General features: G+C 54.9%; 17 protein-coding genes. All 17 read left to right on the plus strand.

Going from position 1 to position 18,867, the window contains the following annotated elements:
• The first annotated feature begins 9 nt into the window (after positions 1-9).
• The 17 genes from nuoN to AUQ41_RS16790 all read left to right on the plus strand — a co-directional run bounded on the left by nuoN (position 10) and on the right by AUQ41_RS16790 (position 18,834).
• Positions 10-1,449 (plus strand): NADH-quinone oxidoreductase subunit NuoN, encoded by a 1,440-nt coding sequence (gene nuoN, locus AUQ41_RS16710; protein WP_232308431.1) that lies wholly within the window; start codon positions 10-12, stop codon positions 1,447-1,449.
• Positions 1,450-1,451: 2 nt separating this feature from the next.
• Positions 1,452-2,210, plus strand: coding sequence for a biotin--[acetyl-CoA-carboxylase] ligase (locus AUQ41_RS16715; RefSeq protein WP_063089387.1), 759 nt, complete (start codon positions 1,452-1,454; stop codon positions 2,208-2,210).
• Positions 2,211-2,253: 43 nt separating this feature from the next.
• A complete protein-coding gene (locus AUQ41_RS16720) occupies positions 2,254-3,048 on the plus strand; it encodes a type III pantothenate kinase (RefSeq protein ID WP_008891217.1) in 795 nt (264 codons plus the stop codon).
• 73 nt (positions 3,049-3,121) lie between these two features.
• A complete protein-coding gene (locus AUQ41_RS16725; RefSeq protein WP_197147393.1) occupies positions 3,122-4,798 on the plus strand; it encodes a ribonuclease J in 1,677 nt (558 codons plus the stop codon).
• 107 nt (positions 4,799-4,905) lie between these two features.
• Positions 4,906-5,310, plus strand: coding sequence for a methylmalonyl-CoA epimerase (gene mce, locus AUQ41_RS16730; protein ID WP_008891215.1), 405 nt, complete (start codon positions 4,906-4,908; stop codon positions 5,308-5,310).
• Between the two features lie 110 nt (positions 5,311-5,420).
• Positions 5,421-5,660 carry a DUF1467 family protein gene (locus AUQ41_RS16735; RefSeq protein WP_008891214.1) on the plus strand — a complete coding sequence of 80 codons (240 nt, stop codon included), beginning with the start codon at positions 5,421-5,423 and terminating at the stop codon, positions 5,658-5,660.
• Between the two features lie 528 nt (positions 5,661-6,188).
• Complete coding sequence (locus AUQ41_RS16740; RefSeq protein WP_232308432.1) at positions 6,189-6,656, plus strand: hypothetical protein; 468 nt, start codon at positions 6,189-6,191, stop codon at positions 6,654-6,656.
• A gap of 150 nt (positions 6,657-6,806) precedes the next feature.
• The gene (proS, locus tag AUQ41_RS16745) at positions 6,807-8,132 is read left to right on the plus strand and encodes a proline--tRNA ligase (RefSeq protein WP_008891212.1); all 1,326 of its coding nucleotides are present in this window, start codon (positions 6,807-6,809) and stop codon (positions 8,130-8,132) included.
• A gap of 116 nt (positions 8,133-8,248) precedes the next feature.
• On the plus strand, positions 8,249-9,499 hold the full coding sequence (locus tag AUQ41_RS16750) for a lipoprotein-releasing ABC transporter permease subunit (RefSeq protein WP_063089389.1): 1,251 nt from the start codon (positions 8,249-8,251) through the stop codon (positions 9,497-9,499).
• The gene (locus tag AUQ41_RS16755) at positions 9,492-10,226 is read left to right on the plus strand and encodes an ABC transporter ATP-binding protein (RefSeq protein ID WP_008891210.1); all 735 of its coding nucleotides are present in this window, start codon (positions 9,492-9,494) and stop codon (positions 10,224-10,226) included. Before AUQ41_RS16750 ends, AUQ41_RS16755 begins: the two co-directional genes overlap by 8 nt.
• An 89-nt stretch (positions 10,227-10,315) precedes the next feature.
• Entirely contained in the window at positions 10,316-13,801 is a 3,486-nt protein-coding gene (gene dnaE / locus AUQ41_RS16760) for a DNA polymerase III subunit alpha (RefSeq protein WP_063089390.1), read from the plus strand.
• Between the two features lie 230 nt (positions 13,802-14,031).
• On the plus strand, positions 14,032-14,811 hold the full coding sequence (gene rpsB / locus AUQ41_RS16765; RefSeq protein ID WP_008891206.1) for a 30S ribosomal protein S2: 780 nt from the start codon (positions 14,032-14,034) through the stop codon (positions 14,809-14,811).
• Between the two features lie 87 nt (positions 14,812-14,898).
• The gene (gene tsf, locus AUQ41_RS16770) at positions 14,899-15,822 is read left to right on the plus strand and encodes a translation elongation factor Ts (RefSeq protein ID WP_008891205.1); all 924 of its coding nucleotides are present in this window, start codon (positions 14,899-14,901) and stop codon (positions 15,820-15,822) included.
• A gap of 166 nt (positions 15,823-15,988) precedes the next feature.
• Entirely contained in the window at positions 15,989-16,720 is a 732-nt protein-coding gene (pyrH, locus tag AUQ41_RS16775; protein ID WP_040824079.1) for a UMP kinase, read from the plus strand.
• A 44-nt stretch (positions 16,721-16,764) separates the two neighbouring features.
• Positions 16,765-17,286: a ribosome recycling factor gene (gene frr, locus AUQ41_RS16780; protein ID WP_215907637.1), complete on the plus strand. Its 522-nt coding sequence runs from the start codon at positions 16,765-16,767 to the stop codon at positions 17,284-17,286.
• A 2-nt stretch (positions 17,287-17,288) separates the two neighbouring features.
• Positions 17,289-18,029, plus strand: coding sequence for an isoprenyl transferase (locus AUQ41_RS16785; RefSeq protein ID WP_063089391.1), 741 nt, complete (start codon positions 17,289-17,291; stop codon positions 18,027-18,029).
• Between the two features lie 61 nt (positions 18,030-18,090).
• On the plus strand, positions 18,091-18,834 hold the full coding sequence (locus tag AUQ41_RS16790; RefSeq protein ID WP_232308474.1) for a phosphatidate cytidylyltransferase: 744 nt from the start codon (positions 18,091-18,093) through the stop codon (positions 18,832-18,834).
• Positions 18,835-18,867: the final 33 nt, after the last annotated feature.

Below are 18,867 nucleotides of genomic sequence, written 5' to 3' on the forward strand. Positions count from 1 at the left end.
GGAATGAACATGGGAGTTTCTATGCTCAACCTCGGGGCCGCGCTGCCCGAAATGTTTATGGCAGTTTCTGCCTTGGCGCTGTTGATGCTTGGGGTTTTCGCCGGCAAGGACAAATCCTTCCGCACCGTATCCTGGCTGGCAGTTGCCGCCCAGGTCATTACCATCGCACTGGTGGTGATGGGTGATGGTGGTTCGGCGTTCTTTGGTCAGTTCAGTGCTGATCCGTTTGCCAAGTTCTGCAAGGTCCTGATCCTGATCGGTTCTGCAACCGGCATCATCATGGCCATGAACTTTGCCGAGCGTGAAAACATGGCACGCTTCGAGTTCCCGATCCTGATCTCTCTTGCCACCCTTGGCATGATGGCGATGGTATCGGCAACCGATATGCTGTCGCTGTATCTTGGTCTCGAACTGCAGTCGCTTGCGCTTTATGTTGTTGCGGCTATCCGCCGCGACACCGTGCGTTCGACGGAATCGGGGCTGAAATACTTCATCCTCGGTTCGATCGCCTCGGGCATCCTGCTGTATGGCATGTCGATGGTTTATGGCTTTACCGGCACCACGAACTTCACCGTTCTGGGCAATACGCTAGTCGGTGGTGAACTGCCGCTGGGTGCGCTGGTTGGTCTGGCCTTCATCTTTGCCGGTCTGTGCTTCAAGGTTTCCGCCGTTCCGTTCCACATGTGGACCCCGGACGTTTATGAAGGTGCGCCGACCCCGGTCACGTCCTTCTTTGCGGTTGCCCCGAAGATTGCCGGTCTGGCGCTGTTCATCCGCGTTGCCGTTGGTCCGTTTGGCGGTGCTGTTGAAGACTGGCAGCAGATCATTGTCCTGATCTCCATCCTGTCGATGGCGGTTGGTTCTTTTGCAGCGCTCCGTCAGGAAAACATCAAACGTCTGATGGCCTATTCGTCCATCGGTCACGTTGGTTTCGCACTTGTTGGTCTGGCCGCAGGCACGCAGGAAGGTGTCACCGGTGTTCTGGTTTATCTGGGTATCTATCTGGTCATGAACCTTGGCACCTTTGCCGTCATCCTGTGCATGCGTCGTAACGACCGCATGAACGAGGAAATCACCGATCTTGCCGGTCTTGCGAAAACCAAGCCGCTGATGGCTGCGATCACTGCGATCTTCATGTTCTCGATGGCAGGTATCCCGCCGCTGGCTGGCTTCTTTGGCAAGTTCTATGTCTTCAAGGCAGCCGTCGATGCCGGTCTTGTGACGCTTGCAGTAATTGGCTTGGTGACCTCGGTCGTCAGTGCCTATTACTACCTGCGTATCATCAAGGTCATGTATTTCGACGAGCCAGTCGAAGGCTTTGATCGCAATGGTACCGAGATGAATGTCATCATGGCGGTTGCCACGATCATCATCCTGGCCTTCGTCTTCTTCCCGAACCCGCTGATGGATAGCGCAGCTGTTGCCGCGGCATCGCTGTTTGGGATGTAAGAATGGCATTGCGAACGATCCGTCTTCCCGAAGGTTTCACCCTTCACGAACTGGAAGCGGTCGACAGCACGAATGAAGAGGCCAAGCGCCTCGCAGACAAGGGCGCCCAAAGTGGCGCCCTTGTTATAGCCAGAACCCAGACGTCTGGCCGTGGCCGCCGTGGCCGTGCCTGGTCGTCACCGGTGGGTAATCTGTATTCGTCGCTGTTGCTGCGTCCGACCTGTTCACTGGCCGAAGCCGCCCGTCTGACCTTCCTGATCGCTGTTGCCATGGCCGAGGCGGTTGAAACCGTCACCGGCGGTATGGTGCGTCCGGATTGCAAATGGCCCAATGACCTGATGGTCAATGATCGCAAGATTTGCGGTATCCTGCTTGAAAGTGCCTCCAATAAGGGGGACGCAACCGATTACCTTGTGATCGGGGCAGGGGTGAATGTCGCCTTTTTCCCCGATGATGCCGAACGCCCGGCAACCTCGTTGGCGGCGTTGGGCTCCCCGGTGTCGGTTACGGATCTGATATCAACCTACGTTGCGCGCGTTGCACACTGGTTGCCGATCTGGGAACAGGACGGTTTTGCACCGATCCGCGAAGCCTGGCTGGCGCGCGGATATGGCATTGGCAAACCGGTTGTCGCCCGCCTGACCGAACGCGAACTTCAGGGAACTTTCGTCGGGCTTGATGAGGGTGGCGAACTTATCCTAAGAGAAGACAGCGGTTTTGAGCACCGCATCGGGGCTGGCGAAGTGTTCTTTGCCGCCTGATATAACCACATAGCTTGCTTTGTAGCGGAGGCTTGTAAGCATCATGTTGCTTGCGATTGACGCCGGGAACACCAACATCGTCTTTGCCGTTTTTGATGGCGATACCATCAAGGGCCAGTGGCGCTGTTCCACCACCACCGAACGCACCGCGGACGAGTTGGGCGTGTGGTTGCACCATCTTTTCACGCTGTCTGGCGTGCCCAAGGATGCGATTACGGGGGCGATTATTGCCACCGTGGTGCCGGCTGCGGAATTCAGCCTCAAGACCCTGTGTCGCCGCTATTTCAATGTCGAACCGATGGTTGTCGGCGATCCTGCGGTCAATCTTGATATGAAAATCATCATGGATCGACCAAGCGAGGTGGGCGCAGACCGCCTTGTTAACGCGATTGCTGCCCATGAACTGTTTGGCGGGCCGCTGGTGGTGCTTGATTTCGGGACGGCCACAACCTTTGACGTTGTCGATGGTAATGGCGATTACCTTGGCGGTGTAATTGCGCCGGGTGTCAACCTGTCGATCAAGGCCCTGCATATGGCCGCGGCCCAGTTGCCGATGGTCGCGATCGAGGCCCCGCGCAGTGTGGTGGGCAAAAACACTGTCGAAGCCATGCAGTCAGGGGTCTATTGGGGCTATGTCTCGATGATCGAAGGGTTGCTTGCGCGTATTCGCCAACAGCAAAATGTCGACCAGATGAAAGTCGTGGCAACCGGTGGGCTAGCACCGCTCTTTACCAAGGCGGTTGATGAAATTGAATATCTGCATGGTGATCTGACCATGCTGGGTTTGTTGATGATCTATCGCCGCAACAGCCAGCAGACCGAACGCCCTACAGGATAAAGACTTGCGTGACGCAAGGGGAACGATTATCCCGCATGTAATTGATGCGCCGAAAACAAAGGATATAGCTTCCGTGGATTTGTATTTGCCAAAAGATGACGTTTTGTTCGTGCCGCTCGGAGGTTCCGGCGAAATTGGCATGAACCTGAACCTTTATGGCTATGACGATCAATGGTTGATGGTCGATATGGGGGTTTCGTTCGGCGAGGAAGGGTTGCCGGGTGTTGACGTGGTTATGCCCGACCCGACCTTTATCGAGGAACGCAAGGACAAGCTGCTTGGCCTGGTCCTGACCCACGCGCACGAAGATCACTTGGGCGCTGTGCCGTATCTGTGGCCGCGCCTGAAATGCCCGATTTACGCGACCCCGTTTGCCGCCGAATTCCTTAAGGCAAAGCTGTCTGAAACCGATTTTGCCGATCAGGTGCCGATCCACGTGATCGAACTGGGCGGGCGGTTCCAGCTTGGTTGCTTTGACATCGAATTCGTCACCATGACGCACTCGATCCTGGAGCCCAACGCGCTTGCGATCCGCACGCCAAAAGGCCTGATTGTCCATACCGGCGACTGGAAGTTCGATCCCGATCCCCAGATTGGCGAGGCATCGGATGTCAAAAAGCTCGAAGCACTGGGCGATGAAGGCGTCATGGCACTGGTGTGTGATTCGACCAATGTGTTCTCGGAGGGCAAAACAGGCTCAGAAGGCGACGTTGCCAAGAACCTGTCCAAACTGTTCGCCGAACATCCGCAGGGGCGCATTGCCGTTGCCTGCTTTGCCACCAACGTTGCCCGCGTGCAGTCGGTTATCGAAGCCGCCCACGAAAACGGCCGCTGTGTCGGGCTTGCCGGCCGGTCGCTTAACCGCGTAACAGAGGCCGCGCGCGAAGTGGGCTACCTCAAAGGCTATCCGAACCTTCTGACCGACGAAGACGCCATGGAAGTGCCTAAGGATCAGGTTCTTTTGCTTTGCACCGGGTCACAGGGCGAACCCCGTGCCGCATTGTCGCGCATTGCCAAGGGCGATCATCCCACCGTCCAACTTGATCCGGGCGATACGGTGGTGTTCTCGGCGCGTGAAATTCCGGGCAATGAAAAGTCCATTGGCTATATCCAGAACTTGCTGATCCGCCGTGGCGTCAAAGTCATCACCGCGCGCGATGAACCGATCCACGTATCGGGTCATCCGGGCCGTGAAGACCTGACGCGCATGTATCAGTTGACCCGCCCGAAAATTCTGGTCCCGGTCCATGGCGAAACCCGCCATCTGTGCGAACAGGCTGCCCTTGGTGCGGAATGCCAGATCCCCGAACAGGTGATCCCGCATGACGGCACGGTTATTCGGTTGGCCCCCGGTGATGCCCACGTTATCGGCGTGGCAGAGGCCGGTGTTCTTGCCCTTGATGGCGGTCGGTTGCTCAAACGCGATGCCGATACCTTCCGTAACCGCAATCGCATCGTCTGGAACGGCGTGATGTTCGTGACCGTGGTGCTCAACCAGTTTGGCGAAATGGTCAATGAACCGATGATCACAGCACCCAGCCTGTTTGACGAGCCCGGCGAAGAAACCCGTCTGGATCAATTTGCGGCCGAAATCGGCAATCGTATTGATCAGCTCAATGACGAAGAAGTCATGGATGATGCCACGGTGATCCTTGCCGTCCGTCAGGCCCTGCGCCGTCCGGTGCGTCAACGCATGGGCAAACGCCCGCTGATCGAAGTGCATCTGGCGCGTGTGAAAGAGCAGGGCTGATTGAGCACGCACGCTGCGGCATTCGACCAAAAGCGCAGTTGTCTCTGAACGCGCAGCTATCCTAGATTGTCGTCAATCGGGCAGATGAAAGACGTTAGGAGAACACCATGATTGGACGGCTGAACCACGTTGCGATTGCTGTGCCGGACCTTGAGGCCGGGATTGCGCAATATCGCGATGTTCTGGGTGCAAAGGTCTCGGAGCCGCAAGACGAACCCGATCACGGCGTGACGGTTGTGTTTGTCGAATTGCCCAATACCAAGATCGAACTGCTCTATCCGTTGGGGGACAATTCCCCGATCAAGGGTTTCCTTGAAAAGAACGCGTCGGGCGGCATTCATCATGTCTGCTACGAGGTCGATGACATTCTGGCTGCGCGTGACAAGCTGCAGGCAAGTGGTGCGCGCGTGCTGGGTGATGGTGAACCCAAGATCGGTGCCCATGGCAAGCCGGTCTTGTTCCTTCATCCCAAGGATTTCAACGGAACCCTGGTCGAACTCGAACAGGTTTGATCTACCCCCTCAGGAGATCCGCCTCACAACGTCCGGCCTTGCAAAACAGGTCGGGCGTTTCTATCGTCTTTTAAACATTCAGATGCTGCATCCAACCCGAAGGCACCCCTATGAACTGGTTTTCCGGACTTCTTGTTTACATCGTTATCTGGTGGCTGGTTCTGTTCATGGTGCTGCCGGTCGGCGTCAAGCGGGTCGAAAATGTTGAGCCGGGCCATGACAGTGGTGCGCCGGAAAAGCCGCACATGTGGAAAAAGATCCTCGCCACCAGTCTGATTTCGGCAATCCTGTGGGTGGTCGCATGGTTTGTCATCACCAGCGGCATGATCGAAGTCCGACCGCCGCAATAAGGCGTTTGACCCAATCCGTAAAATATAAAACCCCGCAACATTTTGTGCGGGGTTTTGTCGTTTGGCGCGTCGCAAGCCCTGCAGAAAAATCATGGCTTGGCGCGTCGATTGGTGCAGGGGCAAAAAAAAAGCAAGATCACAAGGATCTTGCTAAGACGCTATTTTTATAGCTGTTTTCCCGTAATCTTTTTATACTTCCTCCTAAGACCTGGGCTTATGCACAGGTTTTATTTCGACGTCGCGCCTGCTTCTTGTATGCTTATTGGCAACAAAGCCTCCCGCAATATTATGAGCGGCTGCGATACGCCTTCCGCAACGATCTTGCGCCGTTAGCGGACGACTAAAAAGCCACATGTTTCGTTTTTATGCAAGATGTTTTGACCAAACTTCACAAATGAATCGTTGCTGCACTGCACACAGATAGGACGAAACTAAATCATGCCCCAGTTTTCATTGGTCCAATCTATTTCAAATGCCAGATTTGGTCATAAAATCAGACTATTGGCGCCTGTGACCGCGGCGATGCTGATGGTGTCTCCACTCATCACGGCCAAGGCACAGGACGAATCCCCATTCCCCTCTGCAACAGAACAAACGAATGGCGGTGCTGCGGATGATGCTGCAGCAACAAGTGAGGCATCGGCACCAACGATCATCGTTACGCGTGCTGCCTGCAAGGAATTGGTCACGCATGTGCCCGACGACGATGTGGCGTACAAACCGGGTGTTGATGTGCGCGGGAATGCGGTTGCCCCGGCCGATTTGAATGGTGGCAGCAACATCTTGAATTCGCTGCCCAAGGAAATCGAATTCCCGGTCACCATCGACTTCTTTAAATATTCCGGCATCACCGTTCCGGACGGGGTCAGCGGCGAACAGAATATCGGCAAGATCACCTATCGCAACGGGCGGGTTTATTTCAACGATCAGCCGCTTGGCGATGATGCCAATAACGCTGAACTGATTGATGCATGCCGCAAGGCGGGCTTTCGCTGATTGCCGTCGTCGTTTTGCCATCTTTGGCGCTTAACCAGCCATCGATGATATAAAGCAAGTTCCGGCTTGCGTTTCGGGCGCTGCTGTCGCATTTTCCGGGCAAGGTTATTACAGACCCAAATATTCAGATCTGATCATCACGAGGCATTGATGCGTCTTTCCCAGTTCTTTCTGCCGACCCTGAAGGAAACCCCTTCGGAAGCCCAGATTGCGTCCCATCGTCTGATGCTCCGCGCCGGTATGGTGCGTCAGCTGACCGCAGGGATCTATTCCTGGCTGCCACTCGGCCACCGTGTTCTTAAAAAGATCGAACAGATCGTTCGTGAAGAACAGGACAAGATCGGCTTTAACGAGCTTCTGATGCCAACCATTCAGCCGGCCGAGCTGTGGCAGGAAAGTGGTCGTTATGATGATTACGGTCTTGAGATGCTGCGCATCACCGACCGTCATGATCGCAAGATGCTGTTTGGTCCGACCAACGAAGAAGCGATCACCGACATCTTCCGCAAGGATGTACGCTCTTATAAGCAACTCCCGCAGCTGCTATATCATATCCAGTGGAAATTCCGTGATGAAATCCGCCCGCGCTTTGGCGTGATGCGGGGTCGCGAATTCTACATGAAAGACGCTTATTCGTTCGATATCGACTACGAAAGCGCGCGTCACACCTATAACAAGATCTTCCTGGCTTATTGCCGGACCTTCACCCGTTTGGGCGTCAAGGCGATCCCGATGGTGGCCGATACCGGCCCGATCGGTGGTGATCTTAGCCACGAATTCATCATTCTGGCTGACACCGGCGAAAGTGAAGTCTTCTGCGACAAGAAGTGGCTCGATAAGGACCTGACCGGCAAGGGCGTTGATCTCAATGATCGTACCGGCCTTGAAAACTGGGTACAGGGCACGCTTGAAGATTACGCCGCGACCGAAGAAATGCACGATGCTGCCAACGAGGCCGTAACGGCCCTTGGTGATGACCTTGTCACCACGCGCGGCATCGAAGTTGGTCACATCTTCCACTTTGGTACCAAATATTCCGAACCGATGGGCGCAACCGTCCTTGGTCCGGATGGCACCGAAGTTCCGGTTCAGATGGGCTCATACGGCATTGGCGTGTCGCGCCTTGTCGGTGCATTGATCGAGGCATCCCACGACGAAAACGGCATCATCTGGCCGGAATCTGTCGCGCCGTACAAGGTTGGCCTGATCAACCTGCGGACCGGTGATGATGAATGCGATGCGGCCTGCGAAGATGCCTATGCCAAGCTGACCAATGCCGGGATCGAGGTCCTTTATGATGACCGCGACATCCGTGCAGGTGGCAAGTTTGCCGATATGGATCTGATCGGTCTGCCCTGGCAGATCGTCATTGGCCCCAAAGGCCTCAAGAACGGCGTTGTTGAACTCAAGAACCGCAAATCGGGTGAGAAAACCGAAGTCACCTTTGAAGCGGCGCTTAATCAGCTCAGCGCCTGATAAAATATGCTTTCGGACGGGGCAGCTTGTGCTGCCCCGTTGCCATTTTCGGTTTGAACGCTAAGTTCTTTGTTCATACCTTTTTCCTGACCCGCTTCCACAAGGATCGATTGCCCATGTTCAGTCCGTTCGAACGTATGGTGGCCTTTCGCTACCTGCGTCCACGTCGGCAGGAAGGCTTTGTTTCCGTCATCGCCATCTTCTCGTTGCTCGGCATCATGTTGGGTGTTGCGACACTCATCATCGTCATGTCGGTGATGAATGGTTTCCGGGCGGAACTGCTTGGCCGAATTCTCGGGCTGAACGGCCATATCTCGGTCTATGCACAGGGCAATGGCGGCCTTGGCGACTACACTAAGATCGAAGACGAAATTGCCAAAAACGGCAATGTGGTTCTGACCGTACCCGTGGTCGAAGGGCAGGTGATGGCATCGAAAAATGGCCGCGCGTCCGGTGCCATTGTGCGCGGCATGCGCCCCGAAGATGTCAAAAAACGCAAAACCATCGCCGATAATATCGTTTTCGGATCCTTGGATGACTTCAAGGGCGAAGACACCGTGATCATGGGCGCGCGATTGGCCATGAAGCTTGGCGTCGGCGTTGGCGATACGGTCAACCTGATTTCGCCCAAGGGTAATGTCACCGCATTTGGTTCCGTGCCGCGTGTGCGGGGCTATACCGTGGCGGGTTTGTTCGATATTGGCATGTATGAATATGACAGCGGCTTTATCTTCATGCCGCTTGAGGCCGCCCAGGTCTATTTCCGACTTCCGGAAAAAATCACCCATTTTGAAGTGATGCTTGAAGATATCGGCGCACTTGATGACACGATGGAGGAATTGCTGACAAGCTTGTCCGGGCAATCCTTGCGCCTGGTCAATTGGCAACAATCCAATGCCGGGTTCTTTAACGCGCTTCAGGTCGAACGCAATGTGATGTTCCTGATCCTGACCCTGATCATCCTTGTGGCCGCCTTTAACATCATTTCGGGCATGGTCATGCTGGTTAAGGACAAGGGGCGTGATATCGCCATCCTGCGCACCATGGGCGCGACCCGCCAATCGATCATGAAGGTGTTCTTCCTGGCTGGGGCCTCAATTGGTGTGCTGGGCACGATTTCGGGCTTGGTCATTGGGGTTCTGTTCTGCCTGAACATCGAAAATATACGTCAGTTTATCCAAAGCCTGACCGGGACCGACCTTTTCAATGCCGAGATTTACTTCCTGTCGCAGCTGCCAGCAGACATGGATGTCGGCGAGGTCGTTATGGTTTGCATCATGTCGCTGACATTGTCCTTCCTTGCCACGGTCTATCCGGCATGGCGGGCATCGCGCCTCGACCCGGTAGAGGCCCTGCGTTATGAGTGATCTGTTGAAAACAACCGCCGAACAACGCGCGCGCAAAGTTGTACTGCGCCTTGAAAAGATTGATCGTATTTTCAATCAGGGCCCTGATCAGCTTGAAATTCTGAAATCGGTTGATCTCGAAATCCATCAGGGCGAAATCGTTGCCCTTGTCGGGCCGTCGGGTGCGGGTAAATCAACCCTGCTTCAGATTGCCGGTCTTTTGGAAAAGCCCGATGGCGGGCTGGTGTCCATCGGTGGCAAGCGCAGCACGGATTTGTCTGATCTGGCACGCACTGAAATGCGCCGCAGCCACATCGGCTTTGTCTATCAGTACCATCATCTGCTGCCGGAATTTTCGGCCCTTGAAAATGTCGTCATGCCGCAAATGATCAAAGGCCTTAAACGGGCCGAAGCCGAAGAACGCGGGCTGGAATTGCTACGCTGTCTTGGCCTTGAAAAACGTGCTGATCATCGCCCCGCGCGTCTGTCAGGCGGTGAGCAACAGCGTGTTGCGATTGCCCGTGCGCTGGCCAATGTGCCTGATGTGCTGTTTGCCGATGAACCCACCGGTAACCTTGATCCGCAAACCGCCGAAACGGTGTTTGGCATGTTGATGACACTGGTGCGTGAAACCGGTCTGGCGTCGCTGATTGCGACCCACAACCCGGAACTTGCACGCCAGATGGATCGGGTGGTAACGCTGCGCGACGGTCATTTGATCGAACTCGATCCGGCTGATCTTCCCTAAGCGATCAAAATTCTTTAAGCTGGTTTTGCCGCGCCTGTGATGGGCGCGGCACTCCTGCATTTTTCTTATATTTCAGAGGTCTGGCTCCGATGGAAAATGGTTTCGTCCATCTTCGTGTACACACCAACTATTCGCTGGCCGAAGGTGCGATCACGACCAAGGAGCTTGCCAAACTCTGTGCTGCTGACGGCCAACCCGCCGTTGCGATGACCGATACCGACAACATGTTCGGCGCACTTGATTTTGCCGGTGCGCTCAGCGGTGCGGGCATTCAGCCGATCCTTGGCGTGCAGATGGGCGTGGAACGTTATGGGGACAAACCCGCTGTTGGCAAAATCGCCCGCGAACCGATGCCAGACCGCCTTGTTCTGATTGCTCAGAACAAGGAAGGCTATTTCAACCTGCTGAAAATCGTTTCGCGCGCACACATGACGTCCGAAGCTGGCAGCGAGCCAAAGGCCCTTTACGAACACATCCGCAAATATGCCGACCACATCATCTGCCTGACCGGTGGCCCGACCGGGCCGCTTGCGCGGTTGCTGGGTGAAGAACAGCTCGAAAAGGCCGAAAGCTGTTTATCCGAGCTCAAGGACATCTTTGGCAACCGCCTTTACATCGAATTGCAGCGCCATGGCGAACCGCTTGAAGAACAGGTCGAACCCGGCCTGATCAAGCTGGCCTATGATCATGATGTGCCGCTGGTCGCGACCAATAACTGCTATTTCCCGACGGTCGATATGTACGAAGCCCATGACGTGTTTATTTGCGTCGGGCAGGGGGCGGTTGTTGGTCAGGAAGATCGCTGGAAACTGACCCCGGATCATCGTTTCAAGTCGGCAACCGAAATGCGCGACCTGTTCGCCGATATACCGGAGGCCTGCGACAATACGATTTTGATCGCCAAGCGTTGCTCATGGCATGTGGAAAAGATCGATCCGATCTTGCCGCCATTTGATTGCGGCGAAGGCCGAACAGAGGTCGATGAACTCCGCCACATGTCCGAAGAAGGCCTTAAAGGCCGTCTCGAAAAATACGTCTTCACCGATGAAATGTCGGATGCGGAAAAAGAAGAAATCGCCAAGCCTTATTGGGAACGCCTTGATTACGAGCTTGGCATCATCAATCAGATGGGCTTCCCGGGTTACTTCCTGATCGTTGCCGACTTCATCCAGTGGGCCAAGGATCATGAAATCCCGGTCGGGCCGGGCCGTGGGTCGGGTGCGGGCTCGCTCGTGGCTTATGCGCTTTTGATTACCGACCTTGATCCGCTGCGGTTTTCGCTTCTGTTCGAACGCTTCCTGAACCCGGAACGTGTGTCGATGCCTGACTTTGACGTCGACTTCTGTCAGGACCGGCGCGGCGAGGTGATCGAATACGTTCAGAAAAAGTACGGTCACGACCGCGTCGCACAGATCATTACCTTTGGTAAGTTGCAGGCAAAGGCCGCTGTGCGTGACGTCGGGCGCGTTCTGTCGATCCCGTATGGCTATGTCGACAAGATCTGTAAAATGATCCCGGGCGATCCGGCCAAGCCGATCCCGCTGAAAGAAGCCATTGATATGGAACCGGACCTTCGCCGCATCGCGCGCGAAGACCCGGATATTGATCGCTTGCTGTCGATCGCCATGCAGATCGAAGGCCTTTATCGTAACTCATCGACCCACGCCGCAGGCGTCGTGATCGGTGACCGTGACCTTGATGAACTGGTCCCGATCTATCGCGATCCGCGTTCGGATATGCCGGTCACCCAGTTCAACATGAAGTATGTTGAAAATGCCGGTCTGGTGAAGTTTGACTTCCTGGGTCTTAAGACCCTGACGGTGATTATCGAGGCCGTCAATTTGATGCGCCTTCGCAAAGACGTCCCGCAAGACTTTGATATCAGTGCAATTCCCCTTGATGATCGCCCGGCCTTCAAGCTTCTGTCAGCAGCCGAAACCGTCGGTGTGTTCCAGCTTGAATCCCAAGGCATGCAGGATGTCTTGCGCGGGCTGAAACCCGATACGCTCGAAGATATTATCGCTGTCGTGGCGCTGTATCGTCCGGGTCCGATGGACAACATTCCGCATTACATCGCGCGTAAGCACGGTCAGGAGGAACCTGATTACATGCACCCGATGTTGCAGCCGATCCTCGAAGAAACCTATGGCATCATGATCTATCAGGAGCAAGTCATGGAACTTGCCCAGATCATGGCGGGCTATTCGCTTGGTGGTGCTGACCTGTTGCGCCGTGCAATGGGTAAGAAAATCGCCGAGGAAATGGAAAAACAGCGCAGCCTGTTTGTCGATGGCGCGGAAAAGAACGGCGTTGATCGCGGGCAGGCGTCTGACATCTTTGATCAGGTCGCCAAATTCGCATCCTACGGCTTTAACAAATCCCACGCGGCGGCCTATGCGCTGGTGGCTTATCAGACGGCATATCTTAAGGCGAACTACCCGGTCGAATTTATGGCCGCGTTGATGACGCTTGATATGCACAACACCGAAAAGCTGGCGATTTTCAAACAGGAAGTCGAACGGCTTGAAATCGAAATCCTGCCGCCTTGTGTCAACAATTCCCAAGTCGCGTTTTCGGTTGAAAACCACGATGGCGTGCGTAAGATCCGTTATGCGCTGGCCGCGGTTCGAAATGTCGGCGATGCCGCGATGGAAAGCCTGGTGGCCGAACGCGAAGCCAACGGACCGTTCAAGGACATCACCGATTTCGCCTCGCGCATCGACAGCCGCGCGGTCAATAAACGCCTGCTTGAAAACCTTGTACGGGCCGGGGCGCTGGATTGCCTTGCGTCCAACCGCAAGGTCATGTTTGAAAATGTCGATAAGGTCATTGCCGTTGCACAGCGTGAAATGCATGCGCGCAACGACGATCAGATTTCGATGTTTGGTGACAGCAGTGGCTTTGGCAAGGATCAGATCCGTCTGCCTGATGAACGCGACTGGGTCCCGATGGAAAAACTGACCGAGGAGTTCTCGGCCATTGGGTTCTATTTGTCAGCCCATCCGCTTGATACATTTGGCAAAAGCATCCAGCGCATCGGCATCGCCCCGATCAAGGAATTGCCGGCCCGCATGCGTGCATCAAACAAGGGTACCATCCGTCTGGCCGGAACCCTGATCAACGCACGTGAAATGATCTCGAAAAAGAACGGCTCGAAATTCGCCTTTGTCATGTTCTCGGACCCGACCGGCAGTTTCGAAGTGGCTTTCTGGGCAGAGGCATGGGCGGCTTATAAGGAAATCATCAATGCCGGACGCCCGGTATTGCTAAACGTTTCTGCTGAAATGCGCGAAGGCCAACTGCGCATTCAGGGCCAGCGCGTCGAAGACCTTGAACAGGCAGTCGCCGGTGCAGCCGAAGGCATTCGAATTCGTCTGAACCGTCCTGATCCCGTCGCGGAAATCCGCCAGTTGCTTGAACAGGCGGGCCGGGGTCGTGGTCTTGTCAGCCTGTCAACGGTCTGTGATGACGGTCGCATGGCCGAGATCGAGCTTGAAGAAAACTACAAGGTCGGGCCGTCGTTGATCGGTGCAATTGGCGCGATTCCAGGTGTGGAATTTGCCGAAGAAATCTGATGATTTCATCTGGTTGGCGCGTATCGTCCGTCGGAACTGTTGAGAACCGCACATTTGTGCGCATTTTAGGGGTTGCAATCTCTCGCTGAGGGGATTAAAACCCGCCCGAACATCGCACGCGGAAGAGCGGCGACTGCCGTCATATGGCAACTCGTCCATCCGGTGTTTCATACATGGTGTATGGAATTCCCTTCCGCGGAGGTATTAACCGGAAAAAGGTAGGAATTATCATGGCTTTGCCAACCTTTACCATGCGCCAGCTCATGGAAGCTGGTGTCCACTTTGGTCACCACACCCGCCGTTGGAACCCGAAGATGAAACCGTACATCTTTGGTGCCCGCAACGACATCCACATCCTGAACCTGCAGGAAACCGTTCCGATGCTGCATCGCGCGATGCAGGCTGTTCGTGACGTAACCGCTTCGGGTGGTCGTGTTCTCTTCGTCGGTACCAAGCGTCAGGCTTCCCCGATCATCGCAGACGCTGCAAAGCGTTGCGGCCAGTACTATGTGAACCATCGCTGGCTCGGCGGCATGCTGACCAACTGGAACACCGTTTCCAACTCGATCAAGCGCCTCAAAGAACAGGACGAAATCCTGAACGCTGGTGCAGAAGGTCTGACCAAAAAAGAAATCCTGAACCTGACCCGTTCGCGCGACAAGCTTGAGCGCGCTCTTGGCGGTATTAAGGACATGGGTGGTCTTCCTGACATTATCGTCGTGGTCGACACCAACAAAGAATCGCTTGCTATTCAGGATGCCAAAAACCTGAACATCCCGGTTGTTGCGATCCTCGACTCCAACTCTGATCCGGCAAACGTTCAGTTCCCGGTTCCGGGCAACGACGATGCGATCCGCGCAATCCAGCTGTATTGCGATCTGTTCGTTGGTTCCGTTCTGGACGGCATCCAGGAAGAAATGACTGCTTCTGGCGCAGACCTTGGCGAAGCGGAAGAAGTTCCGGCCGAGGCAGCTGCTGCTTCCGAAGCTGCAGAAGAAGCTTCCGCATAAGTTTCATTTTGTACCTGATGAAACGGCGGCTAGCATGCCGCCGTTTTGTTAGGTGTTAACCTGATCGCGTACTTAGGGGCTTTAAAAATGGCTATTACCGCTGCTCTCGTTAAAGAGCTTCGCGAAACCACCGGCGCTGGCATGATGGATTGCAAAAAAGCGCTGTCCGAAACCGATGGTAACCTTGAAGCAGCTGTTGACTGGCTGCGCACCAAAGGTCTTGCTGCTGCTGCCAAGAAAGCTGGCCGTGTTGCTGCCGAAGGTCTGGTTGCTGTTGCAGTTGACGGCACCAAAGGTGCAGTTGTCGAGCTGAACTCCGAGACCGACTTCGTTTCGCGTAACGAAGACTTCCAGAAATTTGTTGGCGAAATCGCAAATCAGGCGGTTGCTGCTAACGGCGATATCGATGCCCTCAAAGCTGCTGCTTACCCGGGTACCTCGCGTAACGTCGAAGAGCAGGTCACCCACATGATCGCCACCATCGGCGAAAACATGTCGCTGCGTCGCTCGGCTGGTCTGGCTGTCGACAAAGGTGTTGTTGCTTCCTACGTTCACTCCGCTGTTGCCACTGATCTGGGTAAGATCGGTGTTCTGGTTGCGCTTGAATCCGAAGCAGACGCTGGCGTTCTCGAAGGCCTTGGCAAACAGATCGCGATGCACATTGCTGCAACCAACCCGGCATCGGCAACCGTCGATGATCTTGATCCGGAACTGGTAGAGCGTGAAAAAGCTGTTCTGACCGAACAGGCCAAAGAATCCGGCCGTCCGGCAGAAATCATCGAAAAGATGATCGAAGGTCGTATCCGTAAATATTACGAGCAGGTTGTTCTGGTTGAGCAGACCTTCGTGATTGACGGTGAAAACAAAGTCAAAACCGTGATTGAGAACGCTGCCAAAGAAGCTGGCAAGCCGATCACCCTTAAGGGCTTTGTTCGCTTCGAACTCGGTGAAGGCATCGAACGCGAAGAAAAAGACTTTGCTGCCGAAGTTGCTGAGCAGCTGAACAAATAAAACATCTGTTCGGAATGGTGCGTTTGCCACCATTTCGTGTATGATCCAGACCGGCGAGGTCGGCAGCGCATATCCGCCCTGTTACTCGCCGGTCTTTTTATATCTGAATTCTGCATTTCCCGCGTTTGGGCAATGCGTTACATCGGCATTTAAGAGGCAATCCGACATGGCAGAAAACGGCCCATTGAAGTTTCGTCGCGTCCTTTTGAAGCTCTCGGGCGAGGGGCTTTTGGGTAAACAGCAATACGGTATCGATCCAGAAACTGTTGACCGGATTGCCAGCGAAATCAAAGCCGTTCATGACATGGGTGCTGAAGTCTGCATGGTGATCGGCGGCGGGAACATCTTCCGCGGTGTCAAAGGTGCCTCGCAGGGCATGGAACGCGCAACCGCCGACTATATGGGCATGCTGGCCACCATCATGAACGCCCTTGCTGTTCAGAACGCGCTGGAACGTCATGGCGTTCAGACCCGCGTACAATCCGCCATCCCGATGTCTTCTGTCTGTGAGCCTTATGTGCGCCGCCGCGCGGTCCGTCACATGGAAAAGGGCCGTGTCGTGATCTTTGCTGCGGGCACCGGTAACCCGTTCTTCACCACCGATACTGCTGCTGCCTTGCGCGCGGTTGAAATGGGCTGTGATGCGTTGCTCAAGGGCACCCAGGTTGACGGTGTCTACACTGCGGATCCTAAAACCGACCCGACGGCAGAACGCTATGACTCTCTGACCTATATGGAAGTTCTGTCCAAAGATTTGCGTGTTATGGACGCATCGGCTATTTCTTTGGCACGCGAAAATGATATTCCGGTTATTGTATTTTCTTTGCATAATCCGGGTGCCTTCGCAGACGTTGTTTCTGCGAAGGGGACGTTTACGATTATTTCGAATGGAGACTGAACGTGTCTGACGTTGCTGGCCTAAAAAAGGACCTGTCCCGCCGTATGGAAGGGGCTGTGGAAGTATTGCACAAGGAGTTCACCGGTCTGCGTACCGGGCGCGCCAGTGTGAGCCTTCTGGAACCGGTCATGGTTGAAGCCTATGGCGTTCCGACCCCGCTTAATCAGGTGGCATCGGTCAGTGTTCCAGAATCCCGTATGCTTTCGGTTCAGGTTTGGGACAAGTCGATGGTCAAGGCCGTCGAAAAAGCCATCCGTGATTCGGGCCTTGGCCTAAACCCGGCTGCTGATGGCACGCTTGTTCGCGTTCCGATCCCGGCACTTAACGAAGAACGTCGTACCGAACTTTCCAAGGTTGCCGGCAAATATGCCGAGCAGGCCAAGATTTCGGTTCGTAACGTCCGTCGCGATGGCATGGATCAGCTGAAAAAATGGGAAAAGGACGGTGACATCTCCAAGGACGAGATGCACGACGAAGAAAAAGAAGTCCAGAAGCTGACCGACAAGGTCATCGGCGAGATCGACGAAGCACTCGCCCACAAAGAACAGGAAATCATGCAAGTCTGATTATGGCTGTGCTTTCTTCGCAAACTCAACCTTCAGATGCGCCCTGTGTACCGCGTCATGTTGCCATCATCATGGATGGCAACGGGCGCTGGGCACGCGGACGTGGCCGACCGCGGACGATGGGGCATCGTGCCGGTGTTGACGCCGTCCGTCGCACCATCGAAGCCGCAGGCGAACTTGGGATCGAGTATCTGACGCTTTATGGCTTCTCGACCGAGAACTGGAAGCGTCCGGAAAGCGAAGTCAGCGATCTGATGGGGCTGCTGCGCCTGTTCGTGAAGCGCGAATTATCCACTTTGCACAAAAATGGTATCAAAATTCGCATCATCGGTGATCGTTCGCGGTTTGCTGATGATATCCGTGAACTTCTGGCCAAGGCCGAAGAACAAACACGCGACAATACGCGCCTGAACCTGACCATCGCACTGAGCTATGGCGCGCGTGCGGAAATCACGCAGGCTGTACGCGATATTGCCGCCAAGGTTGCCGCAGGCGAACTGTCCGCCGACGAGATTACCGAAGACCTGATCGAACAAAACTTGTCGACAGCCGGTATTCCGGACCCGGATCTTCTGATCCGAACCAGCGGCGAACAGCGGATCAGTAACTTCTTGCTCTGGCAGTCGGCCTATACTGAATTCGTCTTTGAAGATGTGCTTTGGCCGGACTTTGATCGCAGCCACCTTGAAAAAGCTATCGATAATTTTGCCGGGCGGGAGCGGCGTTTTGGTGCCGTCATCTGAGACACAAGATCAAAAAGATACCAATTCCGGCCTGATACCACGCGTTCTTTCCGCGATGGTTATGGCGCCTGTGGCTGTTGCGGCGGTCTGGTTCGGATCTCCCTATTTTGACATATTACTGTTTGTGTTTTCAGCGGGGATGATGTGGGAATGGTCGCGCATGTGCGCCCCGAACCACCATAACGGCATATCGGTTGTTACCGCCGTTGCGCTTGCGGTTGCGATGATAATGTATGTTGCTGGCCAGGAAGAATATATCGTCATGCCGATTGCCATCGGGGTGATTATTGCTGCGGCCCGTTCGGGCACAAACTGGTTGCTTGCCGGGTTTGGCGTTTTGTACATCTCGGTTGCTGCACTGTCAGCGCTTTGGCTGCGCACTCAGGATGGCGACGGTCTTCTGATCATTATGTGGCTGTTCTTCCTTGTCTGGGCGACCGACACAGGCGGTTATGCATTTGGCAAGACCATCGGCGGACCAAAACTCGCACCACGCTTCAGCCCGAAGAAAACGTGGGCGGGGTTGATTGGTGGAATGGTCTGTGCCGGTTTGATCGGCGGATTGGTCACCTATTTCAGTTCCGATGCGATCAATTGGGCGATTGTCGCTGTCAGTATGGTTTTGGCGATCATTGCCCAAATCGGCGATCTTGGTGAATCCGCGCTCAAACGTCGTTTCAAGGTCAAGGACAGTAGTCACTTGATCCCGGGCCATGGCGGATTGCTTGATCGTGCTGACGGGATGTTGTCGGTGTTTCCTGTGGCCTTTGCTATTATCTGTTTCGCAGGGCTTTCTCTGCGTTAAGGCGGCCAATCCTCGGGCTGCTGTCTTTACAGG

The organism is Thalassospira sp. MCCC 1A02898 (assembly GCF_001618185.1).
Taxonomy (GTDB): Bacteria; Pseudomonadota; Alphaproteobacteria; order Rhodospirillales; family Thalassospiraceae; genus Thalassospira; species Thalassospira tepidiphila.